Below are 23593 nucleotides of genomic sequence, written 5' to 3' on the forward strand. Positions count from 1 at the left end.
CCCGAGTATCGATGGAAACCGGTCAGATTCGAAGATGATCCGATCGATTCGCCGCTCGAGTCGGTTCCGTCACTTCAGCCGCAGGTACTGTCGATCGTACTCGGGTTCGCCCTGGCGCGGATGGATCGTGATGAACGACGCCGGCGGCATCTCGATCAGTCGGGACGGCAGGTCGTCGAGTTCGTTGTGCCAGCCGACGTCGCCGCGGCGCGGCGAGATGGTGATGATGAGGTCGTCGTCATCGGATTCGGCCTCGAGCGTCGGGAGGAGCCGTCCCCAGTCGTCGAGTTCGGTGAACTCGGCCGAGACGTCCTCTTCGACGAGTTCGAACAGCTGTTCGAACTGGTGGGCCGAACCCTCTACCACGACGACGTTCAGCTCCGCCCCCAGACTCGCGGCGATCCGTTTGACGATGTGGACGGCCTCGTAGAACCCCTCGTGGTGGTCGGCGCCGATCGGCACGACGACGAAGATCCGTTTGGTCGTGTTGATCGGGTGACCCAGTCGGGAGATCAAGACGGGAAGGGTGGTCCGCTTGAGTACCTGATCGATGATGCTCCCGAAGATCCGGTGGCGGAACGTCGAGGCGGCGTCCCAGCCCATGATGATCTGGTTCGCCTCGACCTCGACCGACCCCTGGACGATTCCGGACGCGACGTTGTGGTTGACGCGGGTCTCGGTTTCGATGGGGATCTCCGCGGCGCTCCCCGCCGCCGCGAGTTCCTCGAGTTCGTCGTTGACTTCCGCGACCTGGTCTTCCGTCGATCGGCCGCCGTTCGGCTGGACGACCGTCATCACGTGGACCGGTTCGGAGCCGCGTTCGCCCTTGATCACGAACGCGAGTTCGAGCAACCGTTGCTGGAGTTCGGCGTTGCGAGACAGCGGGAGCAGGATGTTGGGATCCTTCGCGCTGTCGCCGGCCTCGCCGGCCTCGCGCTCGAGGGCGAGGCTCGTCGCGGCCCGTTCGGTCAGCCACGGACTGATCAGGGCGGTAATGAGCAACATTAGGACGACGGCGTTGAGGACCTCGGAGCCGAACAGGCCGGCGTCGAACCCGATGAGCGTGATCGCCAACGCGGCGGCGGCCTGTCCCACCGAGAGGCCGAAGATGACGTCTCGTTCGTTGGCCGTATATCCTTGGACCTGGGCGACGAGCCAGGCTGCGCCGCCTTTCGTGACCACCATCACGACGACGATGAGTGCGGTGATCTGCAGCGTTTCCGGCCCGTCGAGAATGACGCTCGGGTCGACGAGCATGCCGACGTGCAACAGGAAGAAGGGGATGAAGAAGGCGTTCCCGACGAACTCGACGCGGTTCATCAGCGTTCCACCCTCCGGGATCTGCTGATTGAGCGCGATTCCGGCGATGAACGCGCCGAGGATGGGGGCCAGTTCGAGGATCTCGGCGAGACTGGCGGCGGCGAAGATGGCGACCATCACGAAGAGGAACTCGAAGTAGCTCTCCTCGCTGAAACTCTGGAAGAACCAGCGAGAGATCGGCGGGACGACGAACCAGCCCGCGCCGAAGAGCACGACGAGCGCGCCGAAGACCCGGACGAACAGCCAGACGGTGAGTTCGCCCTCGACGGCGCCCGTGACGACCGCGAGCACGATCAACGCGATCGTGTCGGTAAAGAGAATGCCGCCGAAGACGGCGGTGACGGCTCGGTTTTTCGTCACGCCGAGGCGGTTGACGACCGGATACGCGAGCAGGGTATGCGACGCGAACACCGACGAGAGCAACAGGGCGGCCCAGAGATCGAGTCCGAGAATCGTATACGTTGCGACGGTGCCGACGATAAACGGCAGGAAAAAGCTCGTCAGTCCGAACAGGGCCGCGTTCTCCGGCGCTTCTCTGAAGCCCTGGATGTCGAGTTCGAGTCCGACCGTAAACAGCAGGTAGATCAGCCCGACTTCGCCGAGCAGTTCGATCGCGTCAGAGTGCTCGACGAGTTCGAGCGCCCCCGGACCGACGATCGCACCGAAGATGACGATGCCGACGATCCCCGGTTGGCCGAGTCGTTTGACCAGCAGCGGGCCGACGAGAAAGATCGCCATCGCGATCGCAAAGACCAGCACCGGCTGGTCGAGCGGGAGACCGAGACCGCTTACGAGGTGTGGCGTGATCATCGATAGACCGAAGCCTGATACTCGCGCGTATCGATCCGTCTGCGCCGAGGTGACGCTGACGGCGGGTCAGTCGACAGTTGCGGCAAACGATGCGGATTTCGTGTGGTTCCGACTCGGAACAGCGTAATCGTCACGAGAAAATGGCCGGATAGGTAATAAAATGTCCTATTTGGAACGACGGATACGAATAAGTGTTCAATTTGTTTCCGTATCGAGGACGCAGAACCGTCTCAGTGAACGGTTTCCACAGTATCTTCGGCTATCGATTCACGTTTGTTCGTCTCATCGGCGTTTCTCGGCTCCCCGCGTGACAGTCGCCCGCTGTCGAGACCGGACCGCTCGCGGTTTCCTGATCCGTACTGTTTGTTTGGCTCTCGATACTATTTTGACGAACTCTCATACGCTATTACTGTGGGCTGTTTGGTTGACATACTAGTTCTCAGGAGGCCCATTGAACGAACTATCTTCCTACCGATACCGTGAATTGGACGAATATTTCAAAAATTACTCGGAACCGGTTATTGTAACGGAAACTGATATTTGAGGGGGGCTATCCGGGACCGGCTGTTACCCCCTCGCTACCGGGGGCAGTAGCCCGTCTATAGTAATGGGTGCTGGTGGGCAGGTCTGTATCATGTCCGTGTACCGTTCCCTGTTTCGAACAGTCCCCACGGACGAACGACTACTGATGACACGATCACGACTGTCACGGGCGAGCGCTCGACATCTCGCCCACGTTCGTTCGGGGCCAAGTGTGCAAACTGCAACGTCGTCTGAGGGACCGTCTCTCCCTGGACAGCCTTTCGGATGGTGAGTTACTAATGTGTGGAATAATCGGGCGAGTCGGTGATGGAAACGCTCTCGAGCCGCTGTTGACCGGTCTCGAGAATCTCGAATACCGCGGCTACGATTCGGCCGGTATCGCCGTCCAGAACGGCACCGGAATCGACGTCCAGAAACGGTCGGGGAAGGTCGACGAACTGCGAGATTCGATCGGTGACACGGTGCTCGAAGGTGAGGTCGGTATCGGCCACACGCGCTGGAGTACGCACGGTCCGCCGACCGACGAGAACGCGCACCCGCATACGGACGAAACGAAAGACGTCGCGGTCGTCCACAACGGGATCATCGAGAACTACGCCGAACTCAAATCGGAGCTGGCCGACTACGGCCACACGTTCACCAGCGACACCGACACCGAGGTCATCCCGCATCTCATTCAGTTCTATCTCGACGAGGGGATGGACAACGAGTCGGCGTTCCGCCGAGCGATCGAGAAACTCGAGGGGAGCTACGCCGTCACGGCCATGCTCTCGGGCGAGCACGTCCTCTACGCCGCCCGACAGGGGTCCCCGCTGGTCGTCGGCATCGAAGACGGCGAGTACTTCCTCGCCAGCGACGTCCCCGCGTTCCTGGAGTACACCGACAGCGTGGTCTACCTCGAGGACGGCGACGTCGTCATCGTCGACGACGACGGCGTCGAGTACACCGATCTCGATGGGAACCCCGTCACGCGGGAGCCCGAAACGGTCGAGTGGGACCCCGAACAGGCGGGGAAAGGCGAGTACGACCACTTCATGCTCAAGGAGATCTACGAGCAACCGACGGCGCTGGCCCAGGCGCTCGAGGGTCGGATCGACCCCGAAAACGAACGGATCGCGCTCGAGAACTTCGAACCGGGGACGTTCGCGGATATCGACAGCGTCCAGTTCGTCGCCTGCGGGACGTCCTACCACGCAGCCCTGTACGGCTCGCTGGCGTTGAAACAGGCCGGCGTGCAGTCGACGGCGCTGCTCGCCAACGAGTACAGCGTCTCCGCGCCGCCGATCGACGACGACACGCTGGTCGTCGCGGTCACCCAGAGCGGCGAGACGGCGGACACGCTGAACGCCCTCCGACACGCCAAGGCCAGGGGCGCGTCGACGGTGACGGTCACGAATGTCGTCGGCTCGACGGCGTCCCGCGAGGCCGACGAGGCGCTGTTCATCCGGGCCGGACCGGAGATCGGCGTCGCCGCCACGAAGACGTTCTCCTCGCAGGCCGTCATGCTCACGCTGCTCGGCCAGCGCATCGCCGCGGACCTGCACGGCGAGATGCCCGCGAACCTCGAGTCACTCCTGCCGGAGCTCGAAGCGATGCCCGACTCGCTCGAGGCGTTACTCGAGCAGTCCGACGCCGAGGCCGTCGCCGAACGGTACGAGAACAGCCAGTCGTACTTCTTCATCGGTCGCGGACTCGGCTTCCCGGTCGCACTCGAGGGCGCCCTGAAGTTCAAGGAGATCACCTACGAGCACGCCGAAGGGTTCGCCTCCGGAGAGCTCAAACACGGCCCGTTGGCGCTGGTGACGCCCGACACACCGGTCTTCGCCGTCTTCAACGGGGTCGAAGACGAGAAGACGCTGAAGAACGCCGAAGAGGCACAGACTCGCGGCGCACCCGTCGTCGCGGTCTGTCCGGCGGGTCACCGAGCCGTCGACGTCGCCGACGCTCACCTCGAGATTCCCGATACCGAATCCGATCTCGCGGGGCTACTCGCGAACGTCCAACTCCAACTCGTCTCCTACTACGCGGCCGATCTCCTGGAGCGGCCGATCGACAAGCCGCGTAACCTTGCGAAGAGCGTGACCGTCGAGTAAGCGCTCGAGAACCGGTCTTTGTCTGTCAGTGGTGTACGGTCGCTACGGTTTACGTGTCGCGTGTGGTCCCGGAGAACCGGTCCTGTTGTGACTCTTCGTACTCTCTTTCGTTACCCAACCGCTCTCTTCAGTTCCGCAACCGTTCTCGATTTCCGCATTGAGCGGGGCGACCGAGCCGCCTCGACCGCCCCGAACGCGTCGCTCGACACGCGGCACGCAGTGACGTCGGCGGAGACGAGTACGAGTCGTCGATGCCGCCGGAGCCGAAACCACCCCCATAGTCTCGGATCCACACGGCGTCGCCGGGTACCGACCCGTGACCCGCACTCGATCGAGTCGGAACCGTCCTGGAGGGTGTCTCGATCGTGTCGCCGTCTACTCGACTCCCTCCACATGTGGTAGCAATTCGCAATCTGATAAAGCTCACACTTGCGATGGACGGTTCGATCGCCGGTCACTGCCCCGTCTAAAACGGCGAAAACAGTCCGTCTCGTGTTGTCGATACCAGCTACCGATCTCGATCGACGGTTTCACCGAATCGTGTCGTCGCCCCGGTTGTAAGCTTCAGTCCCGGTGTTAGACTGGTATTAATTCCCGTTTTAACGCCGTCGCCGGCGACGACACCGAACGTCTGTCGGCCCGTCGAGACGCGGTCGCCTTTCACCGTGAACTCGATGGTCTCGTCGTCGTGACGGCGGTTCGCGACGTTCGTCCCCGCACCGACGTTGACGTTGCGGCCGAGCACGCTGTCGCCGACGGAGGAGAGGTGACTGACCGACGTCCCGCGCGAGAGCACGCTGTTTTTCACCTCGACGGCGTTGCCGATCTCTACGTCCTCCCCGATCAGGGTGGCACCGCGGACGTGCGCGTTCGGACCGACGGTCGCACCCGAGCGGATCAGTACCGGTCCTTCGATCACGGCACCCGACTTCACCGTCGCGCCCGACTCGACGACCACGTCACCGGAGAGCGTCGCACCGTCGCTCACGTCGCCGTCGATCCGCCGGTTCAGTTCCGAGCATTTCCACTCGTTGGCCTCGAGCAACTCCCAGGGTCGGCCGACGTCCAGCCAGCGCTCGAGCGTGACCGGCGTCACCGCGAACTGGTCGACGACCGAGGCGAGTACGTCGGTGATCTCGTGTTCCCCGCGGTCGCTTTCGGGGACCTCGAGCCACTCCTGTGCCGCTTCGGGGAAGGCGTAGGCACCGGCGTTGGCGAGGTTCGTCGGCGGGTCGGCCGGCTTCTCGATGATATCGACGACAGTATCGTCGTCGGTGCTGAGAACGCCGTAGTTGCGGGGATCGTCGACTTCGATCGCACAGACGGCCGGACCGTTCTCGAAGAGTCGGCCGATCGCGTCGGGATCGTAGAGATTGTCGCCGTTCAAGACGGCGAACGGGCCGTCGAGATGCTCCCGGGCGGTGTCGACGGCGTGGGCCGTGCCGGCCTGTTCGGTCTGGACGGCGTAGCTGACGGGGACGCCACGGTATTCCGCACCAAAATAGTCGCGGACGGTGTCCGCCTCGTAGCCGACGACGAGGATAATTTCGTCCGCTCCGGCGTCGACCGCGGCGTCGACGGTGTGGGCGGCGAGCGGTCTGTCGGCGACGGGGAGCATGGGTTTCGGTAGTGCCGCGGAGAGTGGCCTGATCCGCGTCCCTTGGCCCGCCGTGAGAACAACGGCTTGCATGTCCCCTTCCTACCTCGATTTCGTGGATAATTATACGGCTGCTACCGCCGTCGCCCGATTTTTCTGGGCGACACGGCCGAATTCCGACCGGTAACCCACCTCGTACTGCCGGATCGAGCGATCACCGTCTCGAACGGTCCCGTTCGACTGGGTGTGTCGTCGACGGCGCTGGCTCGGAGCGTCGATTACCCCCGACCAACTCCCGCTAACACCCGGTAAAACGGTCCATTACTGTACAGAAATATTGAATTTCTGCCGAACGAGGGTGTGACACTGCTGTTCTCTGGACTGTCTTCGCTCGTTACCAAATTCGGCCAGATCCAGTGTGACCGTCCTCCACACGGAATTATGCTGTCTATAGTAAATACCGTTCTATGGTTACGAGTTGTTGATGTCGACGGAACCAACCGACACGAAGTGGACGCCGATGACGTCTGGCCAGCAAACGACTGCCCCCCGCTGTGTCAACTGTGGAAACCAGGTCACTCGGCAGTTCGCTCGCGTCTTCGGGGACAACCGTGACGTCGTCCACGCCTGTCCCGACTGTGCGACGTACCGAGAGATGAAAACCTCCGATTTCATCCCCGAGGAACAACGATAACGGTATCTTGTAGTTCGTCTCGTCGCTCGCGCCTCGGCCCCGATCAGCACACGCGTAGTCTGCTCCTGTCGTCACCGTCAACAGTCCCCTCCTGTCGTCACCGTCAACAGTCCCCGTCCACCCGATCACACGCCAACTGTGTGATCGGCGTCTCACTCGGTTCGGTCGTCCCCTTCGCGTCCACTACGGGACGTCCAGTCGCGGTTTCGCCACCGCCTCCATCGGCCACGGTCGCTCGCTTCGGTCGCGACCTGTCGCGCTATGCAGCCCCTATCCGCCCAGACCGCAGCCGAGTCGGAGTCGACTTCCGTTCGACGGCCGGTTTCGACGGGTGTACTGACTCGGGCAACTCGTAGAGCCGCGTATTTCGTCCCTGACCGCGCTCGCTCGTCGTGTGGTTGGGGACATCCGACCGAGACGGCGCTCGAGCACCGGTTACAACGGTGTTAGCCGCTCCCTATATTTCTGAACTGTCGTCATCGTATATACGAGCCACTCGCGTTGGAGCCATACGAGAATGCATTCAGCGTCATCGTTTCACAGCCGACGGCCCGTCTCGGCCAGTACAGGGGGCGCCGGAGGATCACGGACCCAGTCGACTACCGGTGTGAAGGGTTTCGGGACGGTACGAACCGAACGCGCCGATACGCGGGGGCAGCTATGAGCGCGACCGAACCCGACTCCGAGGTCGACGCGGATGCGGACGACGTCGACGCGACCGATGCGGACGCGAGCGGTTCGCTGACCGAACTCCCGCCGAGTTCGAAACTCGTCTACAAGGTACTCGAGTACGAGGGGTCGATGACCCAGGAGGAGATCGCCGGCGAGTCCCGGCTCTGTTCGCGCACCGTCCGGTACGCGCTCGGGAAACTCGAGAACGAACAGCTGGTCACCAGTCGCGTCTACCTCGAGGACGCTCGGCAGTCCAAGTATCGAATCACCGAATAATTCGGTCGGGCTCGACCCCGCGGCCGGTCACCGGTGTTTTTGATACCGCTCGACCAGCAGGTCGAGTCCGAAGGCGCCGGACGTGATCTCGTAGTGCGTCTCGAGTCGCGGATTGAACTTCGCCTTGTAGCGGTTGATGCTCGGCACGCCCGCGCCGACGAGGTCGTACGTGTCGACGCTGTCTCGAAGCCCGTCGCGCATGACGGCCCAGTCGAGGAGGTCGTTGATCGGGAGATCGACCTCGGTGTCGGGTTTGACACCGCCTTGCCACCGGTAGCGGGTCCGCTCGGAATCGACGACGAGGATCCCCCCGAGGAACTCGCCGTCGACGCGGAAGACGTAAGGTCGGATCGAGTCCTCCGGAAGCCGTTCGTATACCGCTCGTGCGAACTCGGGGCTCAATCGGAACGTCCGTCCCTGACTCTCGTAGCGGTTCGCGACCTGCTCGACGATGCGCTCGACGTCGTCGCCGGTCCCTTCCTCGATCACGTACGCGTCACCGTCGGCGTTTCGAATGTTGCTCCGCGCGTCGCTGCTGAACCGTTTCAACAGGTCGTCCTCGGAGCCCTCGAGGTCGACGACGTAGGTATACCCCGGCTCGACGTTGTACCCGTTCCAGATGAACGGGCGCACGTCGTCGAACTCGGCGACGACGAACTTGGTGTAATGCGGCGAAATTTCCCGATCGATCCACTCGATACAGCCCTCGAGGAACCGTTTCGTCCGCCGATCGGCCTTTCGCTGTTTGAGCTTGTCGACGTTCAACAGCGCCGGTCCGAGGTAACACGACCACGAGTGCGGAGCCGGAGAGAACGCGCCGGTGATCGGCCCCTTCTTGTACTCGAAGATCGGGAAGAGTCCGATGGTCTCCTGTCCCTTGAATCCGGCGAGCAGGTGTGCCGTCGAATCGGTGTCTTCCGCCTGTAACTGCACTGCCTCGGCCCGAAAGAACGGATTCGTCCCGTTCGATTGCTCGACGTAGCGATTCCACTCCTCGGCGTCCGTCTCGGGATCGAGTGTAGTGACCTCGACGGTCATCGTCAGAGGTACCCCAGATCGGAGAGCCGATCTTCGACGGCCGCGTCGTCGGTCGCAGTGATCGGGTTGGCCTCGTAGGCGGGGTACTCCGCCTCCGTGCTGCCGTCGACGATCGGAAGCGTCGTGCCGTCCATCTCGGCGTCGACCGGGACGTCGAACAGCGCACAGATCGTCGGTGCGACGTCGAAGATCGTCGCCCCCTCGAGTGTGGCTCCCTCGTCGAACGTCACTCCCGTGGCTGCCACGATGCCGGTCTGCTTGTGATTCCACGACTCCATCGGTTCCCCGAACTGTTCGGTGCCGACCTCGGCGACGATCGCGTTGTCGAACGCGGCGGGGATGGTCAGGATGTCCGGTGCCTGCTCGAGGTGTGGCCCGTCGAAGTACGCTTCGCGCGGCGCGACGACGTCGAACATCGGGTCGCCGTCGGGCGTGTCGACGGACGATAGCCGTTCGATCAGGTCCTCCCGAACGGCCTCGTACTCGGACTCGGGAACCTGCCCGTTCGGTTCGCGTCCCTCGAGGTTGATCCTGACGCCGAGTTCGCTCTTCGACCGGACGTAGGCCTTCGATTCGGGAAAGTCGACCTGCTCGCTCGCCGCCCGAATCACGTCGTTGGGGATCCGGCTCCCGATCGGTTCCTTCAGCCCGACCCTATCGAGCGCGTTCGCGACCCGCTGGGTCGTAATCCCGACCCTCGCGGCGACGCTCATGGCTCGCTCGATGACGCTTTCGTCGTGCTCGCTGGCGTTTTCGCCCTCGAGAAGGTCGTTCTCCCACGCTGTCGACCAGTTCGGCATCCCCTCGCCACCGCTCTGCACCTCGAGGTACCCCCGTTCTCGCAGGAACTCGTTGACCCGGAACTCGTGGCCCGTTACTTTCCCCATGCCGTGATCGCTGACGAGCAGGACGTTGTCCGGATCGGTTGCCTCGAGCGTCTCGGCGAGTTGACGATCGACAGCGCGGTAGACGGCTTCGATCGCTTCCTTGTCGCCCGGTCGCTCGTGGAAGACGGTGTCCGTCTGCTGGAACTGCAGGAAGCCGAGTTCGGGTGCGATCCGCCGACAGAGATAGCGAAACGCCTCTCCTCGGCGCTCGATCGTTCGTTCGTACCCCGCTATCGACTGATCGGGCGCGTCGGTACTCTGGGGGTAGACGTGATAGTCGCCACAGGCCAGTTTCACGTCGTCCAGGATTCCCTCGGGGTAGCAGGGCGGGTCCTCCGGTGCCGTCATCCCCGGGATCAGAGCTCCGTCGAACGCTCGTGGCGGGTGCGTGACGGGGACGTTGACGACGACGCTCGACACGCCGTGCTCGCTCAGTAACTCCCACACCGGCCGTTCCCGAACGTACGTCGAGTTTACTACGTCCCAGTCGTAACCGTCGAAGGACAGAAAGTCGTAGACGCCGTGTTTCCCCGGATTCTTTCCCGTGTACATCGACGGCCAGGCGCTCGCCGTCCACGGCGGAATCTGCGACTCGAGTGGCCCGCTGGTCCCGCTCTCGATCAGCCGTTCGAGCGTGGGAACGTCCCCCGCCTCGAACAGCGGTTCGAGAACCGAACGACAGCCGGCATCGAGACCAATCACCAGCAGCCGGACGTCGGTTTCGCCGGTCGAACCTTCCATGCGCAACTATGACACCCACCCCGTTTTTGTTATTTGACTGTTGGTCCCGTATAAGCCCGGACTGCGTTTCGGGCAATGGGGCATAGTCCGTACCGGCGTCTCTCTGTAAGCGGTGCTTGCGGACTCTCATTCGGCAGTACCATCCCAATCACTAAACCGACGTTCGACTAGCTTCTATGCGACTTTCCGCGTCGGTCGTACACACGCATCGAACTCCACAAACGTATGATCAGTAAGAGTCCGTCGCTGTTCGCCTGGTCGCTGTCCGAGCCGCGACCGGCCGGCATCGAATCGTTCCTCGAGCGCTACACCGCGTCCGTCACCTTCTACGGCTCCAGCAAGACGGCACTGCGTGACGGACTCGCGGGACTCGTCGATCCCGGCGAAAACGTTCTCCTCCCCGCCTACCTTCCGGACGCGGTCGTCGAACCGTTCCACGACCTCGGACTCGAGGCCCGGTACTACCGGCTCGAGGAGACGCTCGCGCCGGATCTGGTCGACGTCGAACGGCGACTCGACGACGAGACGGCGGCGGTCATGTCCGTCAACTACTTCGGATTTCCACAGCCCAGCCTCCGAGAGTTCTCGGCGCTCGCCGACGAGTTCGACTGCTATCACATCGACGACAACGCCCACGCGCCACTCAGCGTCGACAACGGGACGTTACTCGGCACCCGCGGCGATATCGGCGTCACGAGCCTCTGGAAACTGCTGCCGATTCCGAACGGGGCGATCCTCTACTGCAACGACGACGCCGTGGCCGAGTCGTTCGAACCGTCGTCACTGGCCGGCATCCACGATCAGTTTCGGCTCGACGATTATCGATTCATCTGCAAATCTCTCGTCGCCGACCTGCTCGACAGAAACGCCACGATCCGCCGGTCGGTCGACGACTTCGTCGCCGGTCAGTCGGCCGGGGGTTCGGACCCCCGCGCACGGTACGAGAGCGGGAAGAGGCCGATGTCGAAACTGTCCGCGTACGTCGTCGACGATGCAGATCCGAGATCGATTCGAGTCGCTCGCCGGACCAACTACCGCGCGTGGCAACGGATCTTCGAGACCCGATCGGGCGTCGACGTTCTCTACGAGTCGCTTCCCGAGGGGATCTGCCCGCAGGTGTTCCCGGTCCGAACGCCGACACCACAGCCGTTACTCGCGGCCCTCGAGGACTGCGGCGTCGGCGGCGCCCACACCTGGCCTCGACTTCCCAGTACCGTCCGCGAGAACTCGACCTACGACGTTACGACGCGGTTGGCTCGAGAGATCGTCGTCCTCCCCGTCCACCAGCACATCGAGCCGTCGTCGATCGACGCCGTCGGGGAGCGACTGGAGTGGTGACGCTCGACGCTCCGCTCCCGTCCCACGCTACTCCGCGCTCGCCATCGCGTTCAGCTTCGTTCGCACGTCGTCGCTCAGCGTGTACGTTCGTTCTGCGGGTCGAGCGAGTACGCCTTCGGTCAGAAGCTCCGAGCACAGTCCCTGTACCGCGACGGTCGACCGGCCGACCGCGTCGGCGATGGCGGCCGACTCGAGGGGACCGTCCTGAGTCAATACGACGAGCGCCCGCCGCGCCGTCGGCACCGTACACTGTGACTGCTCGGCCGCGCGCTCGAGGCGGTCGTCGATCCACTCGCCTTCGAAGACCGCTTCCGGGGGTTTCGGCTCCGGCGCGGTGGTGATTTCCTCGCTCTCGTCGGAGTCGGACTCGGTTTCGTTCGGCCACTCGACCGACGTGAACCCGAACTCGACGTCGTCGCCGCCGGCCTGGAGGATCTCCGTCTCCCCCGTCGACTCAGCGTTCGGCTTCTCCGCCATCTCCGCCTCCACTGTCTGCGCCTCCGCCGTCTCTTCTTCTGCCGTCGCCTCGAGAACCTGCACGCGACCGCGCAACCGCTCGTTTTCCTCGCGCAGTCGTTCTACCGTCTCCGTTCGCGACGCGAGTTTCCCCTCGAGCGTTTCGATCTGCTCGTCCCGCTTGTCGAGTTCCGCCTCGAGGGCGCCGAGTTCGTCCTCGAGTTCGTCCCGCTCGGTCTCGAGGTCGACGATCTCGTCGTGGAGTCGGCGCAGTTCCTCGTCGTCACTCCCGCCCAGTTGCGTCTGAAGGGTCTCCTTTCGGGTCAGCGCGTCGGCCATCTGCTTGGCCGCGTTCGAGACGTCCCGCGCCGACTCGAGTTCGTCCTCCAGGGTCTCGATGCGTTTCTCTTTCTTCTCGAGTTCGTTCTCGAGTTCGAGGATGCGGCTCTCCTCGCGATCCTTTCGTTCCGAGATGTCCTGGAGGTCGCCGACGAGGGCGTCGGAGACGGACTTGAGTTCGGGCCGTTCGAAGTCGTCGAGACCGGGCGTCGCGCCCGCGTCGAAGGTTCGTTTTCGACGGAACTGCACCTTGCGAACGTCGACGTCCATCCAGTCGGTCTGGACGAACCCCTGCCCGTCGTCGAGCTCCGAGACGAGTTCCGAGTACTCGGTGTCGATGATCCGACCGACGACGTTCGTGTCGTTGTCCCAGGTCAGCCGGTGCCAGACCAGCCAGTTCGCCTGCGTGATGAAGTCCTTCTTGACGTCGGCCGGTCGCTGGCTGATGCCCAGAATGCCCAGCCCGTGTTTGCGGCCGCGCTTGCTGATCTTGATCAGAAGTCGTCCCGTCTCGCCCATCCCGCCGCCCTCCGGAATGTACTCGTGGACCTCCTCGACGACCAGCAGGAACGGCTTCTTCAGCTTCTTCTCCTTGACGAACAACTGCCGGGCGATCTTTCGCAGGAGTTCGTCGGCCACGTCCTCGTCGAGATAGCCCGAGACGTCGAGGATGACGGGGACGTTCTCCTCGAGTGCGAGCGAGGCCATCTGTTCGGCGTGCTCCGGTCCGATCTGGATGTCACACTCCTCGTCGGCCCCGGCGTGGAGCATCTCGTACTCCTCTTTGAGCCCGTAGTACTCGCCGTCCGTGTCGACGATCAGGAGCGGAAAGCCGGACTCGAGTAGCTCCTCGGCGATCACCGACGCCGTGTTCGACTTCCCGGATCCCGATTTCCCGGTCACGAACCCGCGGCCGGTCAGCAACTCGACGACGGGGAGGTACAGATCGGTTCCGTCGTCCCGTTTCCCGACGAGGATTTCACGCTGGTCGCTCACCGAGACACCACCTCGTTCGCGCGCGACGTATTCGTATTCATATATCAGTACACTTCGAACACGACACCTTGAATATTGGCCTCTATTGGAGCGTCGTTGCTCGCTGCAATTGTCACCGACGACTCTCGTTCGCATCCCCTCCCGGCCGACCGACAGTGCACACGGTATAGGCCGTTTACAATGTGTGCAACGTTCCGACCGTGCTCACGTTCGAGACGGTGTCAGGCGTACTGTCCAATCGGGCCGACGATCTGCCGTCGATCTAGTACTCCGCGATCGAGAATTCTCGAACAGTCTCTACAGTGTGAATGGTGTAGACCGTGCAAACGGTGTAGACAGTGTGAATGGTGCCAACAGTGTGAACGGTGCCGACGCTTTGGGATGTGTGGCGTACGGCTGCGATCGATCACCTTTCGCCGAGATCGCTTCTCTCTCGTTGACTGTCTCCGAATTCCGTACCGTCGAAACCGTTCGAGAGGTGAGAACGGTTTACACTGTCCACACTGTGTAGACATTTTTCATAGGGTATGATGTCGGTGTTTTCTCTGTACGGGTTGTATCTGGCTTCTACCCGCGATTATGGCGTCACAGTTTAAACTGTGTAGACAGTCTCGCACCTGAATCGATGACACGCGGTTCAAACCGTGTAGACTGTGTGGACGGTTTCCGCTACTGTTAAGTCATTCTACTCGGATTATCGACGTGACACTCGTCGCGTCTGATCGAGTCGATCACGACTGAATATCGCACAATGTCCACACCGTGTACACGCTGTAGACTGTCCGCACCTCGAGAACCGTTCGAACGGCGGACCGAACGTGCTACGGTTCGGCTCGGTGGACAGTCAACACAGTGTCAGCGGTGTGTGGTTCTCACACTGTTTACACGGTGTGGAACGTTCGAACCTCGAGTACGGTTTCCGAAGTCCACACGGCTTCGACCCACTCGACGGTGGACGCGACGACGGAGGTGTACCCAGAATGACGAAAACCCCACGCGCCGTCAGCGTCGCCCTCCAGAAAGGCGGCGTCGGCAAGACGACCCTCGCGATCAACCTCGCCGAACGACTCGCCAACCGCTCGAACGACGTCCTGCTCGTCGACCTGGACCAACAGGGTAACGCCACCGAAGGCGTCGGCCTGCACGACGCCTACTCGAGCGACGTGCACATCGGTGACGTCCTCGAGGACGGGACCGACACGGCGCTCGAAGACGTGATCCACTCGACTACTTCGTTCGACGTGCTCCCCGCACACGAGGATCTCGACAGTGTCGAGAACAGCATCCGAAGCGCGACCTTCGGCGAACTCTGGATCAGAAACGAGATCGTCGACCCCGTGCTCGGCGACGAGTACGATTACGTCGTCGTGGACTCGCCGCCGAACCTCGGCCCGCTCGCCGACGCGTCGCTCATCTCGACCCAGAACGTCATCGTCCCGCTGCGGATGAGCGAACCCAGCGTCAGCGGCTTCGAACGAATGTACACCCAACAGATCGGCCCGATCCGCAAGGAGATCGACCTCGATATCCTCGCGATCGTCCCCAACTCGCTGGCCGGCGACAACGAGGAAAAACGGATCATCGGCGACTTAGAGGAGTCCCAGTTCGGCGAGTACCTCCCGCAGTTCGCCCGCTCGACCCACTTCGACGATCCGGACTCGCCCGGACCGGGAATCCGAGAACGGATCGCCTTCAAGCGAGCGTGGCGCGAGGGCGTTTCGCTCGCGGAGTACGACCCCGAAAGCGATATGCTCGACCGACTGGACGAACTGGCCGCGGTCGTCGAACGCGGAGGTGTCGCCGATGCCTGAGGACAACCGGTTCGCCGGGCTGAGCGACGCCGTCGAGGACGAGGAACCGACCGACGGACCGGACGACGAGTCGGATGAGGGGGCGGCTCCCGATACCGAATCGACGACAGCCGACGACTCGAGTGGGGACGGCGAACCGACCACGGAAGTGGAGTACGAGTCCGTCGAGGCGGACGCCGAATCCGACGAGGAGACCGAGCAGAGCGAGACGGGGTCCGGGGCCGAGAACTCGTCCGACGGTGACGCCGACGTCGACGACCCGACTGCATTCCCGTTCGACGCGACCGAGAAGAAGACGGTGTACGTTCGGTCCGGAACGCTCGACGACCTCGAGGACGCACGCGCGTTGGTGGATGCACAGTTGCGTACCGAACACGACGTCCGCGACCTGACCGGTCGGGAGTTCTACGACGCCGCCTTTCGGCTCGCGGCCGCCGATACCGACGGGTTGATCGACGAGATTCTCGAGGCCCGCGACGCGTAGTCGACCGCCCCTCTCGGTCTCTTATTCGTCGTCGGTCTCGGTTTCTTCACTCGTTTCGACCGTCTGCTCGCGAATCGTCATCCCCTTGCGGCCGAGATGCTGGAGTTGTTTGCGGGCGAAGTCCTCCTCCCGCGTCCCGCGAGTCGCGAGCATGTAGACGAGCGCCCCGCCGGCGGGCCGCATCGTTCGACCGGCGCGCTGGGTCCCCTGCCGACGAGAGCCGCCGAGGCCCGAGGCGACGATCGCGAGATCCGCCGTCGGCAGGTCGATTCCTTCGTCGCCGACGCGCGAGATGACCAGCAGATCGCGTTCGTTTCGGCGGAACTCCTCGAGCAGGCGTCGTCGCTCGTGATGTGGGGTCTCGCCGCTGAGGAAGGGGACGTCCAGCGCGGCGGCGAGATCGCGTCCCTGCTCCAGATAGTCGACGAAAACGAGCGCCTTCGCGTCGGGGTGGGCCGAGAGCAGATAGCGGACGTCGTCGACCTTGCCCCGGTTTTTCGCGGCAACCCGGTAGCGTTCCTGGCCGTCGGCGGAGGCGTAGGCGTTTCGCTGTTCCTCGTCACCCCAGGGCACGTACCGGATCTCGAGTTCGGGTTCGGCGACGAAGCCGGCCTCGAACAGCGCCTCCCAGTCGGTGCCGATCGGCGGCCCGACGAGCGTGAAGATCTCGGTCTGACGGTCGTCCTCTCGGATGGGGCTGGCCGAGAGTCCCAGCCGATGCCGCGACTGCAGGTGCGTACTCCGGCGGTAGACGTCCGAGGGGACGTGCTGGCACTCGTCGAAGATCACGAGCCCCCACTCGCGGTCGTCGAACAACGACCGGTGACGGTCCATTCCCGCGATCTGGTAGGTGGCGATCGTCACCGGCCGGACCTCCTTTCGACCGCCGTGATACTGGCCGATCTGGTCGGGATCGAGCGACGTGTACTCCGCGATCGCGTCGGCCCACTGTCGAGCCAGGTCGCGACTCGGCACGAGCACGAGCGTCTCGCCACCCACGTGGGCCATCGCGCCCATCGCGGCGACGGTCTTCCCGCTCCCCGGCGGACCGACGAAGACGCCTTCACCTCCTTCCGCGAATCGATCCACCCACGTCCGCTGGTAGTCGCGCAGCCGAACCCCGAGCTCGATCGACAGCTCCTCTCCGGATTCGAGGTCGCGGTGGTCCTGGACCGGATAGCCGGCCTCGTAGAGGAGTCGCTTGATGGCGGCTTCCGATCCCTCGCGAACCCAGTCCTCGGTGTCCGAGATGGGTGCGTGGACGTGTTCCTCGTCGAGTTTCTGGCGGGCGACGTTGCCCATGATCTCCGGGCTCTTCGCCTCGAGCACGGTGTACCCCTCGTCGTGAGTCGTCAGTCGGAACTGGTGGGCGCGATCCCACTGGCTGTGAACCCAGTCCTCGAGCGCCTCGGAGCGTTGGCCGAGCGCCTGACGAATCGTTCTGACGAGTCCTTCGAACGAGTCGTGGGGGGCCTGCCAGATGTCCTCCGCTCTGACGACGTATCGGTACCCCTGCTCGCCGTTGCCGTCCGCGAGGTGGGCGAACTGGGAGAGCTGTGCGCGGGTGAACTGGTCCGGTCGGTCGACGATAATTTCGCGACGCTTCGGGAAAACGACGACCCGTTCGCGGTCGGTGAGGTCCTCGAGTTCGCTGGGATACCAGACGACGGGATCCGTCTCGACGGAGAGTCGTTCGACATCGCCGCGGTCTGCGAGGGATTCGAGTTCGTCTCGGGCCCGTTCGTGGGGGAGATCGAGGGCTCGAGCGACGGCTGCGGCGGTGAGCACGGGTCGCCCCGCCTCCTGAGAGGCGTCGTGGAACTCCGCGAGCGTGAACCGGTCGTCCTCCCGATCGTCGTCGGTCGGTTCGCCGTCCGCTTCGGCCGCTGGGTCGTCGGGATGCTGGGTCTCGTCACCAGTCGCTTCCGAAGCACGTTCGTCGGTCACTGGCGGGTCGTAGCGGCGGTGCGGGTAAACCGATTTCGCTCGGGAGGCGCGTTCGAGTCCGTTTGCGCCTCGTTGCACTCCATGGCCCCGATCGTCCTCAACCGTCTCATCCGCCAACCGGTAGCTCGAGATCGATTTCGTCGGAGATGCACTCGTCCTGCTCGTCCGGCTCGAAGCTCGCACCGACGTCGTTCCACGCCGTCGAACACTGCTCGCGAGGAACGTCGAGATTCGCGGACTGCCACATATCGCCGACGCCGGGTGTCCCTCTCGGGAGTAGTTGTGGGCTCGGGACGACGACCGGAACGACGAGACTGTTCTCGAAGCTGATCGACTCGACGGAGCCGACCCCGAGTTCGTCTTCGTCCGCCCACGGGGGCGTCTCGAGGACGACCTGTGTGTCCTGCCGAACGTACGCCGTCTCGTCGCTGGCCCTGGGATCGCCGCTGTTCGCTCGAGCCTCGAACCGAGCGTACTCGCCTTCGACCTCGAGATAGTAGACGTCGAGTTGGAGGAACGACAGCGACGGAACGGGGAGGAGCGGCATCCCCGGGAAGCCGACGGCGTCGAAGTATCCCGCCCCATCGAAGCGTGGTCGCTATCTGCATCGGTCTCGAGAACTGTCCCACCCTCCGGTCGGACCGCAGGGACGTCGGTTCGATTGACGGTCTCGAGCGACAGGTACGTCGGCGAGGCTTCGACCTGATAACTGGTCTCTTCTAGCAGGTCCGAGCCCGGACCTGGTGCCCGTGCGTCTTCGGGCCGGCTCTCGGGATCGAGCATCGACTCCACGAACTCCAGCGGCGCGCCGAGCAGGTCGTTGCCGGCGTCGAGCAGCCCGCCGAGTAGATCGTCGATCATCTCGGCGCCGCCGTCGATCGTCTCCTCGTGATAGCCATCGATCGTCTCGATGTGCTCGTAGATCGCCTCGAAGTACTGCTTCCGGACTTCGGCCCGAAGCAAGTCGGCGGTGTTCTCGTAGCTTCCCGTCGTGTTCTCGTAGACGAGTTCGTCCTCGACGCTCCGGACGTTGTCTTCGACCTCGCTGAGCGGACTCGGCTGCTCCAGCATACTCCAGAGGTCGGTCTCGTGGGGCGCAACCGACGTTACGACCGCTTCGTGAGTTCGGTTGAGTTCGCCGATCACCCAGTCGTAGAGCATGGTTCTGCCCCGCGGTTCGACGTCGACATCCGGATCGCTCGAGTACGGAATCGCGCGCTCGAAGTCGCTTTCCGTGACAATCGACCGGCTCGCGCCTTCGATCTCGTCCTCGAGTTCGCGTTCCTGTCCCCCCACCGACGTCGCATCGAGATCGAACGTTTTGCCGACGGCATCCGTTTCGATACCATCGAAGTTGTCGACGAAACCGTACGACTCGTTCCACGAATCGGTACCGAACGGAGACTCGAGTCCTCGAGATTCGCGTTCGACCTCGACGCCTTCCGCGAGACCGGCGTCGATTTCGTAGCTCGCGCTGTACGTTACTGGCCGTTTCCAGTTCGTTCGCACCTGTTCGAGGGGAATCGTCACGTTCGTTATCGGATCGAGGAGCGTCTCGTTGTCGTGTCGCCACGTCTCTCGCACTCTGACGTCGGTCTCGTACTCGAGGTCGATTTCGGCGAGCTGCCGATCGTCGAACCCGGTTCCATCGTCGGAGACGACGGCGATCGAGACGTCCGCGTCTCCGCCGCTGGTCGTATAGCTGGTGTCGACTCGGGTCCAGTTCTCGCCCGGTCGCTCCGTATCCGGCAGCCGATCGTGTCTCGTCGGCCCCGTTTCGCTCGTGTCGATATCGACGTCGTAAACGTTCCCCATGCTGTCGTCCGTCAGGTCGTTCTCGGGTGCGGACTCCTCGATCAGCTCCTCGAGATCGGCCAGCTGATCGCCGAGTCCGTCCACGGCGTCCGCTGCGTTCTGATTCGCCGGCTCGTCGGCGAAGTAGTCCTCGAGGTAGACGTCGTTGAACCGCTCGTGCTCCTCGAGCGAGTCGTTGAATTCGGATTCGACGTCGTCCATCGCGAGCCCTGCAACCATCTCCATGTACGCGATGTCGGCGAACGGATGAGCCTGGATTTCGACGTCGGTGTCGACGTTGTCCTCGAGTAATGTGAGGACGATCTCCTGAATCGTCGGTGGCTCCGGATAGTCGATCTCCCCTTCGGTGTCGACGAGATCGCTGTCACAGAGTCCGTCCGACTCGTTGACCTCGTCGCCGAGTTGCTCGCCCAGGAGTTCGTCGAGGTCGATATCGCCCGCCTCCGAGGCGAGGTCGTTCGCCATACAGACCGTCGGCAGAAACGTTGCATGGTCTTCGTACGGATCTGTCGTGCCGAACGAGGCCTCTTGCAGCCCGAAGATGGCGTCGTTCGCCATGACTTCGGTGTGCTCGTTCGGCGTGAGGTTGTGGAACGTCCGATCGCTGCTCACGAGACGATCGTAGTACGCCTTCCCCCACACGTAGGGGTACATTCGTGCCGCGAAGTAGCGGCCGAACCCGTCGTAGAACTCGTCGGCCTCGAAGAAGCCGGTCTCGAGTTGCTCCTCGAACTCGGTCGTCCGCTCGTGTAGCTCGAAGACGTTCGTTCCCACCGACACCGTAATATCGCGCTGCTCGCTGACGGTTTCCTCGCCGTCGTGCTCGACGGTGAGTTCGACGCCTTCGACCGTCGCGGTGAGCACGTCGTCGCTCGTCCGCTCGAGGTCGATCCGGTCGATCGCAGTCGCCAGGTCGTCGCTGTCGTCCCAGTCGATCCGTTCGACCGACGCGATTGCGGTTCGATCGTGGCCGATTTCTTGTTCCGCACTGGCGAGTGACACCGCGACGTCGCGGTAGATGCGGAGTTTGAGATACTGCTCGAAGACGTCCTCGTCGGAATCGACGGCGTCGGCGAACGCCGTATCGGCACCGTCCGTCGAGTCGACCGGCGCGCTGGCGGCGTCGTCCGTCGCACGGACGACCGCGTGGCGAATCTCGCCGGCCGCGACCGACTCGGCTCTGTCGACCGCGAGCCCCTGATCGACGTCGACTTCCGGACTGTCTCTGGACTCGAGGACGGCGACGATTGCGATGCTACTGACGAGCAGGAGGACTGCGAGAAGTGCGAACGGGATCCGCGCTCGGTCGTCAGCCGCGAGTGAGACGGTTCGTGGTCGGGACCTCATGGATACCACGTCTGAACAGTGATCGTCACGTCATCGGTCGATACTGCGTTGGCGAGCAGGGCCGCGACTTCCTCGTCTCGCTCGCTGCCGTCGTAGCGCTCGTCGATCGTCTCGAGTTCGTCCTCGTAGACGGTCGCAAGATCGCTGGCGATCCAGTCTGCGAGCCCGCGCGTTCCGGAGTCGCGTTCACCGTCGGTGCCGTAAAGAACGCGCTCGTTCGCCGCGAGCGCGTCCGCTTCGTTCCGGTGGAGCGGTCCGGCGTCGTCGGGATCCGTTTCCTCGTCGAACTCGTACGGCAGCGGTGCGACCAGCCGTTCGTAGTGGTGGACCGTGAGGTCCCGCGAGAGCCCCTGACTTTCGAGTGTTCGCTGGCTCGACTCGGGTGGAAGGTAGGCCTCGATAATCGCTGCTCCGATGGCTTCCCCGGCCGCCTCGAGTGGGTCCCCATCGGACCCAGCGTACAGCGCGTCCTCGTCGACGGCTGGAACGTCGCTCGAGGCGGTGATCGTCCGACTCGAGACGTCTTCGTCCGGTGGCGGTCGTTCACCGGCCGTCGCCGTTCCGTTGATCGCCGCGCCCTCGTAGGGTTCCCACTCGGCGACGACGTAGAAGTCTTGGTTCGCCCCGACGAGAGCACTCGAGGTGGAGGCGTCGACGGTGTCCTCGAAATCGTCCGCGTACGGCAGTATCTTGACGCCGTCGATGTGAACGTTCGCGACGGCCGCGTCGGCTAACAGCCCGGTCGCCGAGCCGTAGTCGGTTCGGGTATAGTTGCCGTCGCGGTCGTCGACCGGATCGGCACCCTCGAGGCTGTACTCGACGCTGAGCGTTATTCCGGCGAGCGTTTCGACCGTGTGGTCGGCACGCGTTTCGTCGCGGTCGTCGTCCGCCGCGTGAAGATAGACCCCGATCAGGAGCACGCTCGCGCTGACGAGCAGTAACGCCATCGCGACGTCCAGGACCGTGCTGACACCGCGTTCGGTGCTCCGGACGTTCCGTGCGCGCTGGTCGTTATGCAGTGACGAGCGTGACACGATACTCACCCGATTCGGCGTCCTGCGCTATCGCTTCGGCGTCGCTGGCGACGTCGTTCGTGATCGATCCGCCGTCGCAGATGTGTTCGAATCCGTCGTTGCTCTCCAGCAGACCCTCGCACTCGAGCGAACCGTCGGTGGTAATCCCGACAGCGATGGGGTAGACGAACGCGTTGTGGTGCCCTCCATCGGCGAGAATGAAGCTCAACTCGAGATCCGTCTGGGAGCCGTCTGCGAACTGTGTCGCCGTGACGTTCCGCAGACCCGGATCGTCACCGCCGTGTTCTACGGCATCGAGATCCTCGGTCCCGTAACCGGCGTACTCGAATCCAGTGAGCTCGAACTCCATCTCGGTTCCCGACGCGGCCGTATAGCGGACCGTCGTTTCGGTGGCAGCCGTGTCCTCGAAATCGCTGCTGACGTTTTCTGCCTGCTCGATGGAGCCGGCGGCCGCGACGGTCGGTCCAGTCTCCGCCTCGACACTGAGCGTTCGAACGGCCAGTTCACCGTCCGCGATTTGCCACTCGCCGTCTGTCTCGTCGTATGCATCGACGAGATCGGTGAGAAACTCGCCCTCGACGTCCTGTCGATCGGTCTCGACGGCGTCGCCGTAGACGGACTCGAGCGATGCTCCTCGAGCGACCTTTTCGAGGCGCTCGTTCCCCATGACGGGGATTACGGTTCCGTAGGCGATACTCGAGTGAGCGGTCCCGTGCTCGTTTCGCAGCGAGACGGTAGGGCCTTCGATCTTGACTTCGTCGGCGTCGTGTTCGTACGTCGCGCTGGCGTCGTACGTATTGCCGGTTACTCGGTCGATCGTGTTCGCGGCCTGATTCGCGTCCGGCGGTGGGCCCGTCGGGAGCCCGAGTACGATACCGGCGACTGCGACGCTGACGATGCTGACGGCCAGCCAGACGTACCACGCGTCGGCCGGAGCCTCCCAATCCATGCGGCCACTGGTCGACTATTCGTATTTAAACCTCAGTAGCGAGGCAGATACTGATTCGAAGGGACGTTGCTCGAGACGATCCCTCTGAACGCACACCACCGCTTCCGGAGCTTCCGTTGAAACGTTGCTCCAGCGCCCCTCCCACCCCACCAGTTCCGCTGTTAGTTGCTAGACGGGTGGGCCGCCTCGAGACCAGGACTACTCGCGGTGATCGTCTTGGACCACACCACTGTTTCCGAAGCTACTACCACTGGCAACGACTCTATCGTTGGATAATTACAAATTAGCTATCGACGGAACCGTGGTTCACCGTGTTGACTACACACCACCGTTTCCGGAGCTATCTGTTTGCTCCTGTTCCGCTAAGTCAAGGATGTTCTACGAACGTCCTCGAGTGGATGTACAG

At 63.2% G+C, this 23593-nt stretch carries 15 protein-coding genes and 1 pseudogene; 6 read left to right on the forward strand and 10 right to left on the reverse strand.

Annotated elements, in window-relative coordinates:
* Nucleotides 1-69: 69 nt before the first annotated feature.
* Nucleotides 70-2130 carry a cation:proton antiporter domain-containing protein gene (locus ACSFC7_RS05635; RefSeq protein ID WP_436346770.1) on the reverse strand — a complete coding sequence of 687 codons (2061 nt, stop codon included), beginning with the start codon at nucleotides 2128-2130 and terminating at the stop codon, nucleotides 70-72.
* An 821-nt stretch (nucleotides 2131-2951) separates the two neighbouring features.
* On the opposite strand from ACSFC7_RS05635, the gene glmS reads away from it, so the two are divergent.
* On the forward strand, nucleotides 2952-4766 hold the full coding sequence (gene glmS / locus ACSFC7_RS05640) for a glutamine--fructose-6-phosphate transaminase (isomerizing) (protein ID WP_436346771.1): 1815 nt from the start codon (nucleotides 2952-2954) through the stop codon (nucleotides 4764-4766).
* A gap of 508 nt (nucleotides 4767-5274) precedes the next feature.
* Here glmS and glmU read toward each other — a convergent pair.
* Entirely contained in the window at nucleotides 5275-6456 is a 1182-nt protein-coding gene (gene glmU, locus ACSFC7_RS05645; protein ID WP_436346772.1) for a bifunctional sugar-1-phosphate nucleotidylyltransferase/acetyltransferase, read from the reverse strand.
* 391 nt (nucleotides 6457-6847) lie between these two features.
* On the opposite strand from glmU, the gene ACSFC7_RS05650 reads away from it, so the two are divergent.
* Both ACSFC7_RS05650 and ACSFC7_RS05655 read left to right on the forward strand, forming a co-directional pair.
* Nucleotides 6848-7057 (forward strand): DUF7563 family protein, encoded by a 210-nt coding sequence (locus ACSFC7_RS05650; RefSeq protein ID WP_436346773.1) that lies wholly within the window; start codon nucleotides 6848-6850, stop codon nucleotides 7055-7057.
* Between the two features lie 660 nt (nucleotides 7058-7717).
* The gene (locus tag ACSFC7_RS05655) at nucleotides 7718-8005 is read left to right on the forward strand and encodes a MarR family transcriptional regulator (RefSeq protein ID WP_436346774.1); all 288 of its coding nucleotides are present in this window, start codon (nucleotides 7718-7720) and stop codon (nucleotides 8003-8005) included.
* A 27-nt stretch (nucleotides 8006-8032) separates the two neighbouring features.
* Here the strand turns inward: ACSFC7_RS05655 and ACSFC7_RS05660 are convergent, their stop codons facing one another.
* Complete coding sequence (locus tag ACSFC7_RS05660) at nucleotides 8033-9043, reverse strand: lipid II:glycine glycyltransferase FemX (RefSeq protein ID WP_436346775.1); 1011 nt, start codon at nucleotides 9041-9043, stop codon at nucleotides 8033-8035.
* A gap of 2 nt (nucleotides 9044-9045) precedes the next feature.
* Complete coding sequence (locus ACSFC7_RS05665) at nucleotides 9046-10671, reverse strand: alkaline phosphatase family protein (RefSeq protein ID WP_436346776.1); 1626 nt, start codon at nucleotides 10669-10671, stop codon at nucleotides 9046-9048.
* A gap of 225 nt (nucleotides 10672-10896) precedes the next feature.
* Here ACSFC7_RS05665 and ACSFC7_RS05670 point away from each other — a divergent pair, with 225 nt between their 5' ends.
* Entirely contained in the window at nucleotides 10897-12009 is a 1113-nt protein-coding gene (locus tag ACSFC7_RS05670; protein ID WP_436346777.1) for a DegT/DnrJ/EryC1/StrS family aminotransferase, read from the forward strand.
* 27 nt (nucleotides 12010-12036) lie between these two features.
* On the opposite strand, the gene ACSFC7_RS05675 is transcribed toward ACSFC7_RS05670, so the two are convergent.
* Nucleotides 12037-13800: a helicase HerA domain-containing protein gene (locus tag ACSFC7_RS05675; RefSeq protein WP_436346778.1), complete on the reverse strand. Its 1764-nt coding sequence runs from the start codon at nucleotides 13798-13800 to the stop codon at nucleotides 12037-12039.
* 980 nt (nucleotides 13801-14780) lie between these two features.
* Here ACSFC7_RS05675 and ACSFC7_RS05680 point away from each other — a divergent pair.
* On the forward strand, nucleotides 14781-15611 hold the full coding sequence (locus ACSFC7_RS05680; protein ID WP_436346779.1) for a ParA family protein: 831 nt from the start codon (nucleotides 14781-14783) through the stop codon (nucleotides 15609-15611).
* Nucleotides 15604-16095 carry a hypothetical protein gene (locus tag ACSFC7_RS05685; protein WP_436346780.1) on the forward strand — a complete coding sequence of 164 codons (492 nt, stop codon included), beginning with the start codon at nucleotides 15604-15606 and terminating at the stop codon, nucleotides 16093-16095. Before ACSFC7_RS05680 ends, ACSFC7_RS05685 begins: the two co-directional genes overlap by 8 nt.
* A gap of 21 nt (nucleotides 16096-16116) precedes the next feature.
* On the opposite strand, the gene ACSFC7_RS05690 is transcribed toward ACSFC7_RS05685, so the two are convergent.
* The 5 genes and pseudogenes from ACSFC7_RS05690 to ACSFC7_RS05710 all read right to left on the reverse strand — a co-directional run bounded on the left by ACSFC7_RS05690 (nucleotide 16117) and on the right by ACSFC7_RS05710 (nucleotide 23187).
* Nucleotides 16117-18042 carry a DEAD/DEAH box helicase family protein gene (locus ACSFC7_RS05690; protein ID WP_436347908.1) on the reverse strand — a complete coding sequence of 642 codons (1926 nt, stop codon included), beginning with the start codon at nucleotides 18040-18042 and terminating at the stop codon, nucleotides 16117-16119.
* 106 nt (nucleotides 18043-18148) lie between these two features.
* Nucleotides 18149-18589 (reverse strand): DUF7286 family protein, encoded by a 441-nt coding sequence (locus ACSFC7_RS05695; RefSeq protein ID WP_436347909.1) that lies wholly within the window; start codon nucleotides 18587-18589, stop codon nucleotides 18149-18151.
* A gap of 143 nt (nucleotides 18590-18732) precedes the next feature.
* Nucleotides 18733-21204 (reverse strand): annotated as a pseudogene (locus tag ACSFC7_RS05700) (DUF7286 family protein); the annotation flags it as partial.
* On the reverse strand, nucleotides 21201-22238 hold the full coding sequence (locus ACSFC7_RS05705) for a DUF7284 family protein (protein WP_436346781.1): 1038 nt from the start codon (nucleotides 22236-22238) through the stop codon (nucleotides 21201-21203). The gene ACSFC7_RS05705 and the pseudogene ACSFC7_RS05700, both read right to left, overlap by 4 nt.
* Nucleotides 22216-23187 carry a DUF7283 family protein gene (locus ACSFC7_RS05710; protein ID WP_436346782.1) on the reverse strand — a complete coding sequence of 324 codons (972 nt, stop codon included), beginning with the start codon at nucleotides 23185-23187 and terminating at the stop codon, nucleotides 22216-22218. The genes ACSFC7_RS05705 and ACSFC7_RS05710 overlap by 23 nt, the downstream gene beginning before the upstream one ends.
* Between the last annotated feature and the right edge of the window lie 406 nt (nucleotides 23188-23593).

The sequence above is a fragment of the Natronorubrum halobium genome (assembly GCF_051351675.1).
Lineage (GTDB): Archaea > Halobacteriota > Halobacteria > Halobacteriales > Natrialbaceae > Natronorubrum.